Origin of the sequence: Kitasatospora sp. NPDC058218 (genome assembly GCF_042882445.1) — a bacterium.
GTDB lineage: Bacteria > Actinomycetota > Actinomycetes > Streptomycetales > Streptomycetaceae > Kitasatospora.
Map to the genome: position 1 here is coordinate 15,956 of NZ_JBHVWC010000026.1, position 15,942 is coordinate 31,897.

Here is a 15,942-nt window from a genome sequence, read left to right on the forward strand (position 1 = left end):
ACGCTCGTGGTGGAAAGGCCGACCGATCACCAGATGTGAAATAGGTGACACCTGGGGTGATATCCACGGCCAGATGTGACAAATCGGGCGCCGGTGGGTACAAACAGGGGCGGCACGACAGACGACGCATGTCCCGGGACGGGAATCTTCGTCGGAAGCCGAGCGTTGACCGAACGACGAAGAACAGCGACCACTAGTCCTGTGGGCCATAAGCCCGGGAGGCACGATTCATGAGCGAGCGAGCTCTCCGCGGCACGCGACTCGGGGCCACTAGCTACGAGACCGACCGTGGTATCGATCTGGCTCCCCGCCAGACCGTCGAGTACGCATGTCAGAACGGACACCGATTCGAGGTTCCTTTCTCGGTCGAGGCGGAGATCCCCTCGGCCTGGGAATGCCGCTTCTGCGGCCAGGAGGCAGTACTCCTCGACGGTGACGAACCTGAGGAGAAGAAGACCAAGCCCACGCGTACCCATTGGGACATGCTGATGGAGCGCCGCACGCGCGAGGAGCTGGAGGAGGTGCTGGCCGAGCGGCTGGCCGTTCTCCGCTCCGGAGGGATGAACCTCGCGGTACACCCGCGGGACACCCGCAAGAGCGCCTGACCCCGCTCCCGCCCCAGCGGGAGCACGCGAAAAGGGACCCTGGCCCCCAGGGTCCCTTTCGCGTTGTCCGCGGGCGCCGCACCCGGCACCCGCGAAAGCCTGTGGCCACCCGGAGCTCCGGGTGGCCACAGGCTTTCGGTCAGCCCTTCAGCGGCGGCCGGTAGGCGGTGTCCGGCCCCTGCGGGCCCATGCCCGGCTCGACCACCTCGCCCTGGATCACCTTGCCGTCCGGGCGGTGGATGCGCAGCTGCTCCTGCAGCCGCATCGCGTCCGCGAGCGGATCGGCGCCGACGGCGGCGGTGCTGCGCAGCGCCTTGTCCGCGAAGCGGCGCCCGGCGGCCCGCCAGAGCGCCCGGGTCGGCGGGAACAGCAGGGTCAGCGCCAGCGCGTCCGAGAGGAAGCCCGGCAGCATCAGCAGCAGGCCGGCCAGCACGGTGAGGCTGGTGCCGGTCTGGGGCTGCTGCGACTTAGGGTCCCGGCTCTGGTCGATCGCGGCCGAGAAGGCCTTCAGCCCCGCGCGCTTGATCAGCGAGCCGCCGATCACCGCGCCGGCGATCAGCAGCAGTACGACGGTCAGGGCCCCCAGCCACGAGCCCACCTGGACCAGCAGCCAGATCTCCAGCACCAGCCAGGCGGTGACCACCAGCGGCAGCACCCGGCGGAGCTTTCCGCGCCGGGCCTGAGGGGCAGGGGTAGCTTGCTGGGTCACGGTACGAATCCACTCCATAGCGGTGCTCTGCGCGCCGCACGGGAGGTCCGGGCCGGCTACGGCACCACCTGGTCCAACGATCCGCCGTCGGCCGGTGTTCCAGCCCGCCCCGAGCACCGGGTCAGGCGGCCCCGGAGGCGGGCGGGCGGGACGCCCGCCGGGTCAGGCGGGCCCGGCGCCGAGCGGGCGGGAGACCCGGCGGCGGCCGATCAGCACGGCCGCTCCGCAGGCCAGCAGGCCCGCGACGGCCAGCGTCCACTCGGGCACGGCGCCCACCCGGTCGGCCACCGTGGTGCCGTCGCGCAGCGGGACGACGGCCGACAGCTCGGCGGCGGTCAGCTCCTCGGTCTGCTGGACCACCGAGCCGTCGGGGGCGATCACGGCGCTGATCCCGCTGGTGGCGGCGATCAGCACGGCCCGGCCGTGCTCGACGGCGCGCAGCCGGGACATCGCGAGCTGCTGCTCGGGCTGGCCGGTCTTGGCGTAGGTCGCGTTGTTGGTCTGGACGACGAGCACCCGGGCGCCCTGGTCGACGGTGTCGCGGACGATCTCGTCGTACGCCACCTCGAAGCAGATGACGTCGCCGATCCTGGCCGGGCCCAGCTGCATGACGCCGTTGTGGTCGCCGGGGTAGAAGTCGCGGGCGACCCGCTGGAGGCGGGTGATCACCTTGGAGAGCTGGTCGCGGAACGGCACGTACTCGCCGAACGGGACGGGGTGCTGCTTGGTGTAGGAGGCGCCGGGGCCGGTCTTCGGGTCCCAGACGATGCCCTCGTTCTGGACGTGCTGCTCGTCCGGGCCGTCGACCAGGGTGCCGACCAGGGTGGGCACGCCGACCGCCTTCACGGCCTCGTCGATGCGCCGGTAGGCCAGCGGGTCGCTGAACGGGTCGAGGTCGGAGGAGTTCTCCGGCCAGATCACGATGTCCGGCTTCTCGACCTTGCCGGCCTTGATGTCGGCGGCGAGCTTCTCGGTGGCGGCGGCGTGGTTGTTGAGGACCATCATCGGCCGGCCGAGGAAGTCCATGCCCGGGTTGGGCACGTTGCCCTGGATCAGGGCGACCTTGACGGTGTCGGCGGGCGCGGTGGGCACCGGGACCAGGTAGCCGGCCAGCAGCGCCGCGACGGCGCCGAGCGCGGCCAGCGCGGCCGCCCGGGGGGCCCGCCGGGGGCCGCGCAGCCGCAGCGCCGCCCAGGCCAGCAGAGCGCCGGACAGCGCGACCGCGAAGGTGACCAGCGGGGCGCCGCCGATCGCGGCGAGCGGCGTGAACGGAGTGGCGGTGTTGGCGAAGGCGAGCCGGCCCCAGGGGAAGCCGCCGAGCGGCAGCCGGTCGCGGGCCCACTCCTGGGTGACCCAGAGGCAGGCCGCCCAGAGCGGCCAGCCGGGCAGCCGGGAGGTGAGCGCGAGACCGGAGCCGAGGGCCGCCAGGAAGAGCGCCTCGATCACCGAGAGCCCGACGGTGGCGTCCCAGCCGACCACCCTCAGCCAGCTGAGCAGCAGCAGGAAGAACGGCAGGCCGAAGGCGAAGCCCGTCCAGGCGGCCTGCCGGGCGGTGCGGCCCAGGGTGAGCAGCGAGAGCGCGGCGACGCCGACCAGCGAGAGCGGCCAGAGGTCGAAAGGCGGGAAGGAGAGGGCGAGCAGCAGCCCGGCGAGCACGGCCAGTCCGGTGCGGGGCAGCCCGGACCGGACCTTGGTGAGGGCGCGGGCGGCGCGGCCGGGGGCGGCGGGCGTCACGGACGCCTCGGGGAGGGCATCCGGCCGCTCCTGTGTGACGGGCAGTGCCACCGGCGCACCATTCTTCCTGGTCGGGCTGTCCGCGCTTGTCGGTCCGTTCGCGCGTTCTTCACCGTCCGTTGAGTTCGGACGCTGTGCGAAGACGGTACCCCGGAACGGGCCCCGCGCGTGAGGCCGGGTGGCCCGCCGATCAGCGGGTTCGCGCCCCCGGAGCGCGGCGTCAGCGCGGGCTGTAGCGGACCGCTCGCAGCGGCCAGTCGGCGGCGAGCCAGGCCGACACGGCGCGGTGCAGCGGGGCGTCCAGTTCGGCGCGGTCGGCCCGGACCCAGGAGCTGACCTTCGCGGTGGTCGGGTCCTCGCCGTCCGGGTGGATGTAGACGCAGCCGACGACGGCGTCCCCGGGGCTCTCCAGCACGGTGTAGGTGAAGCTGCGGCGGTGCTCGAAGTCGGCGGCGTGGCGGCGCAGGTCGGCGAGGTTCTGCTCCGGCGTCATGCCCTCGGCGGGCGGCCAGGTGCCGGTCCAGCCGGAGGTGGCGTGGATGTGGTCGACGCTCGACGTCCAGGCGGCCAGGTCGGACTCGTTGTGCTGCTCGCCGAGGGGCTCCAGGCGGAACCCCTCGGCGCTGAGGGTGCGGGGGACGACGAAGCCGGCGGGCACCAGCGGATGATCACTCATGCCGGTCAACCTACGCGGCGCGGACCGGCCGGCTCACCCGGATTCACCGCGCGGCCCAGTCCACCGCGCACCGGGCCCTGCCGGCTCAGCGCGCGGCCCGGTCGTCCGCCGCGGCCTCGTGGACGGTCCGGCCGCGGACCACGGTGCGCAGACAGACCGGGAGCGGACGGCCCGGGGTGAGGTCGGGCAGGCCGGGGGTGCCGGAGCGCGGGTCGGTGGACCAGCCCGCCACCCGGGAGTCGGGGGCCTGCACGACGAGCTCGTCGGCGGCCCAGACCGCGTAGCTGGCGATCGCGCCGGGGACGAGGACGCCGTCCTGGTCGCGGCCGATCGCCCGCCAGCCGCCCCGGGTGTGGGCGGTGAAGGCGGCGCGGGCCGAGATCCGGTGGTCGAGGGTCCGGTGGAAGGCCGCCGCCCGGACGGTGCCCCAGGGGTCGAGCGGGGTGACCGGGGCGTCCGAGCCGAAGGCCAGCGGGACGCCGGCCCGCAGCAGCGCGGCGAACGGGTTGAGCGCCGCGGCGCGCTCGGCGCCGAGCCGCTGGACGTACATGCCGTCCGGGCCGCCCCAGGCGGCGTCGAAGGCGGGCTGCACGGAGGCGGTGAGACCGAGTTCGGCGAAGGCCGCGACGGACGCCTCGTCCAGCGCCTCGGCGTGCTCCACGCGGTGGCGCTGCGCCTTGACGCGGTTGGCGCCGACCCGCTCGCCGGCCGCCCGGACGCCCGCGATGACGGCGCCGACGGCGGCGTCGCCGATGGCGTGGAAGCCGGCCTGCAGCCCGGCCTCGGTGCACGCGGCGACGTGGTCGGCGACCTGCTCGGCGCTCAGGTAGGAGGTGCCGGTGTGGTCGGCGTCGGCGTACGGGCTGTGCAGGCAGGCGGTGTGCGAGCCGATCGCGCCGTCGACGAAGAGGTCTCCGCCGGCGCCCACCGCGCCGAGCCGGCGGGCCGTCTCGACACCGCCCAACTCGCCCCAGTAACCGTAGACTTCGGGCCCGTCACCGTCGGCGGCGAGGGCCAGCAGAGCGGTCAGGTCCTGCTCCGAGGAGATCTCCGGGCCGGCGCACTCGTGCAGCGCGCCGATGCCGAGCTCGGCGGCCCGGGCCAGCGTCGCGCGCTGGGCGCGCCGGCGCTGCTCGGGGGTGAGGTGGGAGAGCGCGGTGCGCCGCACGGCGTGGTGGGCGTCGCGGGTGAGCGGGCCGTCGGCGGCGAAGCCGGGCCGGTCGGCGAGGCCGGCGGTGAGCGCGCGCAGCGCGGTGGTGGCCAGCGCGGAGTGCACGTCGGTGCGGGAGAGGTAGACGGCGGCGCCCCCGGCGGCCGCGTCCAGCTCGGCGAGGGTCGGCGGGCGGCCCTCGGGCCAGCCGGTCTCGTCCCAGCCGTGACCGATGAGCACGCCGCCCGGCTCGGGCCGGGCCGCCACGAAGGCGGCGACGGCGTCCAGCGCGGCGCCGAGCGAGGGAAGACCGGTGAGGTCGAGGCCGGTGAGCGCCAGTCCGGTGGCGGTGGCGTGCACATGGGCGTCGACGAAGGCGGGGGTGACCAACGCGCCGTCGAGTTCGACGATCTCGTCGGCGGAGTCGGCGTACGCCTCGGCGGCACCGTCGCTGCCGACCCAGGCGACGTGCTCGCCCTCGACGAGCATCGCGGTGGCGAAGGGGTCGGCGGGGCTGTAGACGGCGCCGCCGCGCAGCAGGACGGTCCGGGGGCCCCTCCTGCCCGAGGACGGGCGAGGAGGGAGGGTGCGTTCGGTCATGGCGCTGAGAGCCTCTTGCAGACGGGGGTGGGTGAGGGAGCGGGGCGGGAGCCGGGCCCGACGGGGCACAGGACGGGGGCACCTCCCGGCCGGGGGAAAGGCGGCGGGTGACGACGACGCGCTCCGGGCGGGAGCCGTCGGCCCGCGCCGTCGCTCCCCGGGTGCCGCAGGCTCCCGGTGCGCACCTCCCGGGGCACCGTCAGAACTTGGGGGGTCTCGCCTCGTAGGGTGTGGAGAGCACGACGGTGGTGCGGGTGGAGACGCCGGCCGCGCTGCGGATCCGGGCCAGCAGGTCCTCCAGGTCGCCGGGGGCGCCGACACGGACCTTGAGGATGTAGTTCTCGTCCCCGGCGACGCTGTGGCAGGCCTCGATCTCGGGCAGCCCGGCGAGGCGTTCGGGGGTGTCGTCGGGCGCGCTGGGGTCGAACGGCTTGACCGAGATGAACGCGGTCAGCGCCAGATCGACCGCGTCGGGGTCGACGATCGCGGTGTAACCGCGGATCACGCCGCGCTGCTCCAGACGCCGCACCCGCTGGTGCACCGCCGAGGTGGACAGGCCGGTGGCCTTGCCCAGGTCCGTGTAGCTCATCCGGCCGTCCTCCAGGAGCAGCTGAACGATGCGTTGGTCGAGATCCTCCACAAGGCGCAAACCTACCCGGTCGGGGGCGCGCGCGGCGCCACCGCGGGCGCGCACGGTGTCACTCGCGGTCGCACGGGGTGCCGGGCGGGCACATGCCGGGCGAATGTGGCGAAGGACACACCCGGTGCATCACAGTGCACCGGCCTGCAGGGTTATGAGTCCGTATCGGCGGGAAGTGCTGGTTGTGGCCCCGGGCGACCACGCCGGGCCCGATCCGAGGGGGATCACCATGCGTGCAACTGACCAGCATTCGCTGAGCGCCGACGACACCCACGATATGACCGACCGCGAGGATCTCGCGGTCCCCCACGACCTCGCGGCGGGGGTGGATCCGGGCGAGGGCGAGACCTGGGAGATCTTCCGGGTGCACTGCCCCGAGTGCCGCCGCCCGATCGCCCTGGTGGGCGACGAGGAGCGGCTGCCGCAGCACGCCGTGCTGCCCACCGCCTGGCACCCCTTCTCGCCGGCGCTCTGCCCCGGTTCGGGCGCACCGACGGACGACCTGGCGGAGGTGGAGTCGGCGGAGGACGCCGAGGCCGCAGGCCTGGCGGCGCTGCTCGCCCTGCCGTCCGAACTCGACTGGCGCACCCAGCCGTTCTCCCACGCCGTGGCGCACCGCCCGGTGCAGACGGCGCCCGCGCCGGCCATCCCGCAGCAGCGCAGCCGTCTCGTCCGGCGCTGACGGCCGCCCCCGCCCCAGGGGTTGACCGACCGTCAGTTCTCGGTCGGCCCCGGGCGGGAGATGCCTCCGGGCGCCACTGCGCACCCTGCAGTGACGCCCGGAGGCCGTTTCGGGGGCCGTCAGCTCGCGGTGAGGTGGCGGCCGATCACCAGGCGCTGGATCTGGTTGGTGCCCTCGACGATCTGCAGCACCTTGGCCTCGCGCATGTAGCGCTCGGCCGGGAAGTCCTGGGTGTAGCCGTAGCCGCCGAGCACCTGGACGGCGTCGGTGGTGACCCGCATCGCCGCGTCGGTGCAGAACAGCTTGGCCATCGCCGCCTGCTTGGAGAACGGCCGGCCGGCGTCGCGCAGACGTGCGGCGGCCAGGTAGAGGGAGCGCCCGGCCTCTATCTGGGTGGCCATGTCGGCGAGCATGAAGGACAGGCCCTGGAAGTCGGCGATCGGCCGGCCGAACTGGCGGCGGGTGCCCGCGTAGTCGACCGCGAGGTCGAGCGCCGCCTGGGCGACACCGATCGCGCAGGCCGCGATGCCGAGCCGGCCGGAGTCCAGGGCGGCGAGCGCGAGCTGGAAGCCCTGGCCCTCGGTGCCGATCAGCCGCGCGCGGTCGACCCGGGCACCGTCGAAGTGCAGCTGCGCCGTCGGCGAGGAGCGCATGCCCATCTTGTGCTCCGGCGGCGCGGCCGAGAGGCCGGCCACCCCGGCGGGCACCAGCAGGCAGCTGATGCCGCGCGGGCCCGGCTCGCCGGTGCGCACCAGGGCGCTGTAGAAGTCGGCCTGCCCGCCGTGGGTGATCCACGCCTTGGTGCCGCTGACCACGTACTCGTCGCCGTCCAGGTCGGCGCGGGTGCGCAGGGCGGCGGCGTCCGAGCCGGACTGCGGCTCGGAGAGGCAGTAGGCGCCGAGCTGCTCGCCGGAGAGCATGCCCGGCAGCCAGGCGGCGCGCTGCTCCTCGCTGCCGAAGCCGGCCAGGGCGTGGCAGGAGAGGGTGTGCACGCTGACTCCGAGGCCGACCGCCAGCCAGCCGCCCGCGAGCTCCTCCAGGACCTGGAGGTAGACCTCGTACGGCTGGTCGCCGCCGCCGTACTTCTCCTCGTACGGGAGGGACAGCAGGCCGGCCTCGCCGAGGGTGCGGAAGAGCTCGCGCGGGAAGCGTCCGGCGGCCTCGTCCTCCGCGGCGCGCGGCTGGATCTCGCGCTGGACCAGGTCCCGGGTGAGGCTCAGCAGTTCGCGGGCCTCATCGGTCGGCAGCTGGCGTTCCACGGCGTTCGCAGGGGACGGGGTCATGGCGGCTGGTCGCCTCCTCGTTCGGGCACCGGGCCCTGGTGTGGCGGGCCCGACGCGGGTGTGGCAGGTCGGCCCGACCGGCACCGGGTTGCGGTGAACGGCCGTTCACAAGCGTGGCGAAGTGAGTATGCCCGATCCCGGCGCTGCCGTCACGACCTGCGGAGAATCACTGTCCGTCCTGGCGTGCGGGCCACCGTAGGGTTGCCGTTGTGGCCTCTTCCGAAACCTCCAGAACCCCTCCGGGCGACCTGACCGCCCCCGGGGCCGGCGGGGCGCCCGACGCGCCCGGCCGGCATGCCGGGGCACCCGGCCCGCACGGTGCCCGGGGGCCGCTGGACGCCCACGGCCGGTACCGGGAACGCGGCCCGCATAACGCCCGGGGCCCGCTGGACGCGCTCGCCGCCGAGTTGCGCGCGCTGGCGCCGTCCTGCGGCCCGGTCCGGCTGGTCGCGGTGGACGGGCACGCGGGCTCCGGCAAGACCACCTTCGCCGGCCGGCTGGCCGCCGCGCTCGGGGGCGCGCCGGTGGTGCACCTGGACGACCTGGCGACGCACGCCGAGCCGTTCGACTGGACGGAGCGGCTGCGCGCGCAGGTGCTGGACCCGCTGGCGGCCGGCCGGAGCACCGAGCACCAGGTGTACGACTGGACGCTGGGCCACTTCGCGGGGACAGCGGCGGTGCCGCTCGCCCCGGTGGTGCTGATCGAGGGAGTGGGCGCCGGGCGGCGCGCGGTGCGGCCACGGCTGGCCCGGCTGATCTGGATGGAGCTGGCGGCCGAGGACGCCCGGCGGCGCGGCGAGGAACGGGACGGACCGGCGCTGGCCGATTTCTGGGCGGGCTGGGCGCGGGCCGAATCGGCACATTTCGCGGCCGACCCCAGCCGCCCGTACGCCGCGACGACCGTGGACGGGGTGACCGGCCGGATCTCAGCGGGCACCGTCGGTGAACCTTCAACAAGCCCTTGACCTGCGGTATCACCAGGACTTAGGTTCTCCCCAGTTGCCGAAGTTGTTGATCGCGCAACATCGGACTCGGCATCCCCGGCTTGTTCCCCCGTGAGCCGGGGGTGCCGTCCCCCCTCCCGCCGCCCGGAGCCCTCCTCCCGGGCCGCGCCCAGCCGGATCCGCACCGGCGCCCAACCACCGCGCGCCCGATCGTATTTGGCTTCGCGCGGCACTCTTCCGGATCAGCGCCGCGCCGGTACGATTCCTGGAGGCGCATATGCGCCCCGGGGGCTATCGACGACCGGCCGGCTTCTCCGCACTTCGAATCGCCGACCGGGCCCCGAGGCACACCGCGGGGGGCGTGAGTGACGACGGTGGACAGTTCCGACGGCAACAACACGGGCGGCCCGGCTCCGAACCGGCTCGCCGACCGTGCCTGGCTGCGCGCCATGGACGCCTACACGGCGGGCGCGTACGCCCGCGCCGAGGAGGAGTTCCGCGCGGCCGTGCGGCTGGATCCGGGGATGGCCGACGCCTGGCTGGGCCTGCACGCCCTGCGCAGCGACACCTCCGGCGCGCTGCTCGCGATGTACCGCCACCGGCAGCGCTTCGGCGAGCAGCGCCGGCTCCACCGGCGCCCGCTCAGCTCCTGGTACTGGCTGGGCTGGTGGGTGCAGCCCGTCCTGGAGGACGGCCGCGACCTGGCGCTGGCGCACGCCTCGCACTGGCTGGACGGCCGCCATCTCGCCGAGCTGGACAAGGCGTTGGAGCAGTGTCCGCTCCCGGAGGAGGACCCTTCGGCGCGCTTCCTGCACGCGTGCCGCTCCTACCTGCTCAAGGACTGGGAGCAGCTGATCCGGGACACCGACCGGCTGCTGGACGACCACCTGCTCGGGATCGAGGCCGGACTCTTCGCCGGCATGGCGCGCGTCCGGCTGGACATGTGCGCCCAGGCCCAGGCACCGCTCGCCGCCTCGCTCGCCCGCTGCCGCTCCGAGCAGCCGCAGCGCAAGGAGCTTCGGTACTGGCTGGCGCGGGCCTACGAGGGGGCCGGGCGCAGCGCCGCCGCGCTGCCGCTCTACCGGGCGGTGCACCGGGCCGATCCGGCCTTCATGGACACCGCGGCGCGGCTCGCCGCGATATCGGCCGAGGACGGTGTGGTCGACGCGCTGCTGGACGCGGTCGGCGGCCTCGGCCGCGAGGCCGGGGCGCCGGCGGGCGGCGACGAGGGCTTCGACGCCCTGTCGTTGGGCCTGGACACGGTGGGTGCCGAGGAGTCGGAGCTGGACCCCGCGGCGCTGCAGGCCTCGGGGTGCGAGGCGTTCCAGAGCGAGGCGTTCCAGGGCGAGCCGTTCCCGGGAGAGGCGTTCCAGGCCGAGCCGTTCCCCGGTGAGCCCTTCCCCGGCGAGCCGTTCCAGGCCGAGGCCTTCCCGGCCGGGGCCGGTGGACCGGCCGCACCGGAGCCGCCGGCCGAGGGAGCGGCGCCCGACCGGGAGGCCCGTCCGCCGCTGTCCGCCGGCGAACGCTCCGGCTCGCCGACGCCCCCGCCGTCCCCCGTCGCATCGGCCGGGCCCGCGGTACCGGTCCGGGGCGAGGCACTGACCAGACCGGCGGGCGGCGGCCTCGCGCCCGCCGGACGGGGCGGCGACGAACGGGAGTTGGACGCGGCGCTGGCCGAACTCTCCCGGATGGTCGGCCTGGAGCCGGTCAAACGGCAGGTCCGGGCACTCTCCGCACAGCTGCGGATGTCGCGGCTGCGGGCCGCGCAGGGGCTGCCGGTGCAGCCGCCCAAGCGCCACTTCGTCTTCTCCGGCCCCTCCGGCACCGGCAAGACCACCGTGGCCCGCATCCTCGGGCGGGTCTTCCACGCCCTCGGACTGCTCTCGGGGGACCACCTGGTGGAAGCCCAGCGGGCCGACCTGGTGGGCGAGTTCCTCGGTCAGACGGCCGTCAAGGCGAATGAGCTGATCGACTCCGCACTGGACGGCGTGCTCTTCATCGACGAGGCGTACAGCCTCTCCAACTCCGGTTACAGCAAGGGCGACGCCTACGGCGACGAGGCGTTGCAGGTGCTGCTGAAGCGGGCCGAGGACAACCGCGACCGGCTGGTGGTGATCCTGGCCGGCTACCCGGAGGGCATGAACCGGCTGCTCGCCACCAACCCCGGCCTCAACTCCCGCTTCACCACCCGGGTCGACTTCCCCAGCTACCGCCCCGGCGAGCTCACCGCGATCGGCGCCGCGCTGGCCGACCGGGACGGCGACGGCTGGGACGAGGACGCCGCCGAGGAGTTGGCCAGCATCTGCATCCACGTGGTCCGCGAGGGCTGGATCGACGACCTGGGCAACGGGCGGTTCATCCGGACCCTGTACGAGAAGTCCTGCGCCTACCGGGACCTGCGGCTCTCGCTGCTGCGCGAACCGCCGGGCCGCGAGGACCTGTCGACCCTGCGGCTGCCGGACCTCGTCCAGGCGTACGGCGAACTGATCGACGGCCGGGGCTGAGCCGGTCGGCCCCGGCCGTCGATCCGGCCTTCACACCTGGAGGCGTCCGTGCGTCCAGGTGTTCAGGCCTTCAGCCGCTCATGCCCTCAGGCGTTCAGGCCCGGATCTCGACCCCGAGCACCTTGGCCTCCCGCTCCGCGTCCAGGCCGACCACCGGCCGGTCCGGGCGCTGGGGGGCCGTACCGCCGATGGACCGCAGCCACGCCCAGGTGCCCGCGACCGTCTCCGTGACCGGCCGACAGCGCAGCCCGGCGGCGACCGCCTTGGCCACGTCGGAGCCGTGCAGGGTGTCGTGCAGCTCGCCCCGCGGGATCCAGACCGGCAGGTCGCTCCACGGTTCGATGCCGGCCGCCAGGATCGGGGCGGGCTCCGTCCAGCGCAGCTCCGCGTCCGAGCCGGTGACCTGGACGCAGGCCTCCAGCAGCTCGCCCATGGTGGCGTGCCCCTGCGGGCTGACCAGGTCGTACGCGCCGCCGAGACCGGCCGCCAGGGCGTCGAGGGTCCACTCGGCGAGGTCCCGGGCGTCGATGAACTGCACCGGCAGGTCGCGCGGACCCGGGGCGAGCACCGGGCCACCGCGGGCGATCCGGCCCAGCCACCAGGGCAGCCGGCCGATGTTCTCGTACGGGCCGAGGATGAGCCCCGCGCGGGCCAGCAGCGCCCGGTCGCCGAAGGTGTCGAGCAGCGCCAGCTCGCCGCCGCGCTTGGCCTGCGGGTAGGGGACGTCGCCGTCGTCCGGCGAGCCCTCGACCACCGGCGCGCTCTCGTCCGCCCCGGCCGGGGTCGGGTACGCGTACACCGACCGGCTCGACACGTAGGCGTAGCGGCCGACCCGGTCCGCCAGCAGACGGGCGCTGTCGCGCACCGCCGAGGGCGCGCCGGACCAGGTGTCCACGACGGCGTCCCACTCCCCCTCGGCCAGCGCGGCCAGGCCGCCCTCGGCCGTCCGGTCCCCGTGCAGCGCGCGCACGCCGGCCGGCGGCTCGTGCGTCCCCCGGTGGAAGACCGTCACCTCCCAACCCCGCGCCAGCGCTTCTTCGGTCACGGCCCGACCGACGAACTCCGTCCCACCCAGCAGTAGCAGTCTCATGTCGACCACCCTGCCCAGCGGACGGCGATCTGGGAACAGCCGCATGCTCAGAGCAGAATCGCCCAGAGCGGAACCGGGCCGGGAGGGCCGGGCCGGGAGGGCCGGACGGAACCGGGCGGGGCGGCCGTCAGGCGGCGGAGCGGTGGTCCGGGTCGTGCACCTCGCCGACCAGCTCCTCCACCACGTCCTCCAGGGTCACCACGCCCAGCGTGCGCCCGTCCTGGTCGAGCACGGCGGCCAGGTGGCAGGCGGCCCGGCGCATCGCGGCGAGCGCGTCGTCCAGCGGGAGCGTGCCGCGCACCACCGTGATCGGGCGCCAGAGACGGGCGGGTACGGGCAGCGACTGGTCGTCGACGTCCAGGATGTCCTTGAGGTGCAGGTAGCCCAGGTAGCCGTGGCCGGCCGGGTCGCCGTCGGTGACCGGGAAGCGCGAGAAGCCGGTGCGCAGCGCCAGCTCCTCGACCTGGGCGGCGGTCACCTTGGTGTCCACGGTGACGAGCTGCTCGGGCCTGAGCAGCACCTCGGTGACCGGGCGGCGGCCCAGCTCCAGGGCGTCCTCCAGGCGCTCCTGGCGGCCCTCGTCGAGCAGGCCGGCGTCCCGCGAGTCGACCAGCAGGTACATCAGCTGCTCGGTGGTGAAGACGGACTCCACCTCGTCCTTGGACTCGACCTTGAACAGCCTCAGCACGAGGTTGGCGAAGGCGTTCAGGAAGACGATCACCGGCGTGAGCCAGCGGGCGAGGCGGTCCAGCGGCGGGCCGAGCCAGAGCGCGGCCTTCTCCGGCCCGGCCAGCGCCATGTTCTTCGGCACCATCTCGCCCATCACCATGTGCAGGAAGACCACCACGGCCAGCGAGATCCCGTACGAGAGCGGGTGCATCAGCGCGGCGGGCACGCCGAGGGCGTGGAACGGGCCCTCCAGCAGGTGGGCGATGGTCGGCTCGGCGAGCGCGCCCAGGCCCAGCGAGCAGACGGTGATGCCGAGCTGGGCGGCGGCGAGCATCGCGGAGACGTTGGAGAGCGCGTGCATCACGGTGCGGGCACGCCTGTTGCCGGCCTCGGCGAGCGGTTCGATCTGGCTGCGCCGGACGGAGACGACCGCGAACTCGGCGCCGACGAAGAACGCGTTGCCGAGCAGGAGCAGGAGGGCGACGGCCAGTTGGAGCGCGGTCATCGGGTCCCGTCCTCGTCGTCGCCGGGGCGCGGGCGCCCGGTCGTGCGTTCCACCCGCACCCGGCTGGTGCGGTGGCGGTCCACGGCCTCGACGGTGAACCGCCAGCCGGGCAGCTCGGCCTGCTCGCCCGGGACGGGCAGCCTGCCGAGCAGGTCCGAGACCAGGCCGGCCAGGGTCTCGTACGGGCCGTCGGGGGCGTGCAGGCCGATGGACTCCAGCTGGTCGAGCCGGGCCCGGCCGTCGGCGGCCCAGACGGGCAGTCCGTGGATCGGCGGCAGCGGGAGCAGCTCGGGGGTGTCGGCGGGGTCGTGCTCGTCCTGCACCTCGCCGACGAGCTCCTCGACGATGTCCTCGACGGTGACGACGCCGGCGGTGCCGCCGTACTCGTCGACCACGATGGCCATCGGCTGGAGCCGGCGCAGCTGGTCGAGCAGGCGCTCGGCGGAGAGCGTCTCGGGGACGAGCAGCGGCGGTACGGCGAGGTCGCCGACCCTGACCTGGGAGCGCCGGGCGGGCGGCACCGCGAGGGCGTCCTTGAGCGTGACCGTGCCGGTGACCTCGTCCAGGCTGTCGGTGTAGACCGGGAAGCGGGAGAGCCCGGTGGCCCGGGTGAGGTTGAGCACGTCGGCGGCGCTGGCGTCGTGCTGGAGGGCGGCGACGTCGATGCGCGGGGTCATCACGGACTCGGCGGTGAGGTCCCCGAGGCCGAGGGTCCGCACGAACAGGGTGGCCGACTCCTCGTCGATCGCCCCCGCGCGGGCGGAGTGCCGGGCGAGCGAGCCCAGCTCGGCCGGGGTACGGGCATGGCCCAACTCCTCCTGCGGCTCGATGCCGAACGCGCGGACGGTGCGGTCCGCCGAGCCGTTCAGGAAGCTGATCAGCGGGCGGCAGGCGTGCGAGAACGCCGTGTGCGGGGCGACCACCGAGCGGGCGACCTGGAGCGGCCGGGAGATCGCCCAGTTCTTCGGGACGAGCTCGCCGATCACCATCTGCACCACGGTCGCCAGCAGCATGCCGACGATCACCGCGATGCCCCGGGCGGCCCCGTCGGGCAGACCGAGGGCGGTGAACACCGGCTTCAGCAGGACGGAGAGCGCCGGCTCGGCGAGCATGCCGACCACCAGCGAGGTGACGGTGATGCCGAGCTGGGCGCCGGAGAGTTCGAAGGAGAGGTGCCGCAGGGCCCGGGAGACCCGGCCGGACTTGGCGTCGCCGGCGGCGGCGGAGCGTTCCACCGCGCCGCGCTCGACGGTCACGAAGGCGAACTCGGCGGCCACGAACAGGCCGTTGGCGAGGATGAGCAGGAACGCCGCGAGCAGCAGCAGCCAGGCGGTGATCACAGTGCCGCCTGCCTTCCGGTGCGAGGAAGTCGGGCGGCGCAGGTACTACCGGACGGATCGTCCATGGACGGGGGGAGTCACTCCTCAAGTCGTTTCCGGGCAGGGCCCGCTGTCAAATGGCATGGCTTTGCCCTGCTTTTTACCAGCGTAGACGATACCTGTGCGACTGTCGGCCCCCCGTTCGGCCCGCCACGGAGGGGTGGCTCCGAGACGGCTCGGGCGGCCGTGCGGAGGCGTCCCCGGCGGCTCGGGCCGCGGCCCCCGACCGGGTCAGTGACCGCGGCGCTCCACCAGGTCGCGCAGCGCCCGGGCGTCCGCGATCGCCTGGGCCTTGCCGAGCCCGGACTGGATGCCGACCGCGGCAAGCGAGGTGCCGTCGGCGAGGTCGAGGGTCGCCCACGGGTCGCCCTGGCGGAAGTTGACCCGGACGATCTCGGCCCACGCCAGCCGGCGGCGGCGGACGAAGTTCACCACGGTGATGCCCTCGGCGTCGGCGCTCACCCGGGGCCGGGCCAGCATCAGGCCGACGCCGGCGAAGAGCACGCCGCTGAGCACCATCATCAGCCGGTCGTTGAACTGCCAGCTCGCCGGGAGCGCGACGGCGATCGCGACGAACATCACGACCAGCAGCACGCAGACCGGCACCAGCACGGCCCGGGTGCGGCGCGGGGCCCAGGTGACGGGGAACTCGGCGGGGGTGGTCACGTGGGGTCTCCGGGGGTTTCCAGACGGGGTGGCCGCCGGCGGACCGGCTGCCGGCTGTCAGCGAAAGGGCGGGGGCGCCGACCGGCGCCCCCGCCCCCATTGAACC

At 74.5% G+C, this 15,942-nt stretch carries 14 protein-coding genes; 4 read left to right on the forward strand and 10 right to left on the reverse strand.

Going from position 1 to position 15,942, the window contains the following annotated elements; all coding sequences use genetic code 11:
• The first annotated feature begins 230 nt into the window (after positions 1-230).
• Entirely contained in the window at positions 231-605 is a 375-nt protein-coding gene (locus ACFVYI_RS18180; protein WP_030396357.1) for an RNA polymerase-binding protein RbpA, read from the forward strand.
• 139 nt (positions 606-744) lie between these two features.
• On the opposite strand, the gene fxsA is transcribed toward ACFVYI_RS18180, so the two are convergent.
• The 5 genes from fxsA to ACFVYI_RS18205 all read right to left on the reverse strand — a co-directional run bounded on the left by fxsA (position 745) and on the right by ACFVYI_RS18205 (position 6,114).
• Positions 745-1,314, reverse strand: coding sequence for an FxsA family membrane protein (gene fxsA / locus ACFVYI_RS18185; protein WP_387886465.1), 570 nt, complete (start codon positions 1,312-1,314; stop codon positions 745-747).
• Positions 1,315-1,476: 162 nt separating this feature from the next.
• Positions 1,477-3,099, reverse strand: coding sequence for an apolipoprotein N-acyltransferase (gene lnt, locus ACFVYI_RS18190; protein ID WP_387886467.1), 1,623 nt, complete (start codon positions 3,097-3,099; stop codon positions 1,477-1,479).
• Between the two features lie 169 nt (positions 3,100-3,268).
• Positions 3,269-3,724, reverse strand: a complete 456-nt coding sequence (locus tag ACFVYI_RS18195) for a GNAT family N-acetyltransferase (RefSeq protein ID WP_387886469.1) — start codon at positions 3,722-3,724, stop codon at positions 3,269-3,271.
• Positions 3,725-3,809: 85 nt separating this feature from the next.
• The gene (locus ACFVYI_RS18200; RefSeq protein ID WP_387886472.1) at positions 3,810-5,474 is read right to left on the reverse strand and encodes an amidohydrolase; all 1,665 of its coding nucleotides are present in this window, start codon (positions 5,472-5,474) and stop codon (positions 3,810-3,812) included.
• A gap of 199 nt (positions 5,475-5,673) precedes the next feature.
• Positions 5,674-6,114 carry an Lrp/AsnC family transcriptional regulator gene (locus tag ACFVYI_RS18205; RefSeq protein WP_387886475.1) on the reverse strand — a complete coding sequence of 147 codons (441 nt, stop codon included), beginning with the start codon at positions 6,112-6,114 and terminating at the stop codon, positions 5,674-5,676.
• Between the two features lie 229 nt (positions 6,115-6,343).
• On the opposite strand from ACFVYI_RS18205, the gene ACFVYI_RS18210 reads away from it, so the two are divergent.
• Entirely contained in the window at positions 6,344-6,796 is a 453-nt protein-coding gene (locus tag ACFVYI_RS18210; RefSeq protein ID WP_387886478.1) for a hypothetical protein, read from the forward strand.
• A 119-nt stretch (positions 6,797-6,915) separates the two neighbouring features.
• On the opposite strand, the gene ACFVYI_RS18215 is transcribed toward ACFVYI_RS18210, so the two are convergent.
• Complete coding sequence (locus ACFVYI_RS18215) at positions 6,916-8,079, reverse strand: acyl-CoA dehydrogenase family protein (RefSeq protein WP_387886481.1); 1,164 nt, start codon at positions 8,077-8,079, stop codon at positions 6,916-6,918.
• Between the two features lie 386 nt (positions 8,080-8,465).
• Here ACFVYI_RS18215 and ACFVYI_RS18220 point away from each other — a divergent pair, with 386 nt between their 5' ends.
• Both ACFVYI_RS18220 and ACFVYI_RS18225 read left to right on the forward strand, forming a co-directional pair.
• Positions 8,466-9,044, forward strand: coding sequence for a uridine kinase (locus ACFVYI_RS18220; protein WP_387886661.1), 579 nt, complete (start codon positions 8,466-8,468; stop codon positions 9,042-9,044).
• Between the two features lie 428 nt (positions 9,045-9,472).
• Entirely contained in the window at positions 9,473-11,527 is a 2,055-nt protein-coding gene (locus tag ACFVYI_RS18225; protein ID WP_387886664.1) for an AAA family ATPase, read from the forward strand.
• 94 nt (positions 11,528-11,621) lie between these two features.
• Here ACFVYI_RS18225 and ACFVYI_RS18230 read toward each other — a convergent pair whose 3' ends face one another.
• The 4 genes from ACFVYI_RS18230 to ACFVYI_RS18245 all read right to left on the reverse strand — a co-directional run bounded on the left by ACFVYI_RS18230 (position 11,622) and on the right by ACFVYI_RS18245 (position 15,836).
• Positions 11,622-12,617, reverse strand: coding sequence for an NAD-dependent epimerase/dehydratase family protein (locus ACFVYI_RS18230; RefSeq protein WP_387886483.1), 996 nt, complete (start codon positions 12,615-12,617; stop codon positions 11,622-11,624).
• Between the two features lie 127 nt (positions 12,618-12,744).
• Positions 12,745-13,791, reverse strand: a complete 1,047-nt coding sequence (locus tag ACFVYI_RS18235; protein WP_387886486.1) for a hemolysin family protein — start codon at positions 13,789-13,791, stop codon at positions 12,745-12,747.
• Positions 13,788-15,131 carry a hemolysin family protein gene (locus ACFVYI_RS18240; protein ID WP_387886487.1) on the reverse strand — a complete coding sequence of 448 codons (1,344 nt, stop codon included), beginning with the start codon at positions 15,129-15,131 and terminating at the stop codon, positions 13,788-13,790. Before ACFVYI_RS18240 ends, ACFVYI_RS18235 begins: the two co-directional genes overlap by 4 nt.
• Before the next feature lie 270 nt (positions 15,132-15,401).
• Entirely contained in the window at positions 15,402-15,836 is a 435-nt protein-coding gene (locus ACFVYI_RS18245) for a PH domain-containing protein (protein ID WP_387886490.1), read from the reverse strand.
• Positions 15,837-15,942: the final 106 nt, after the last annotated feature.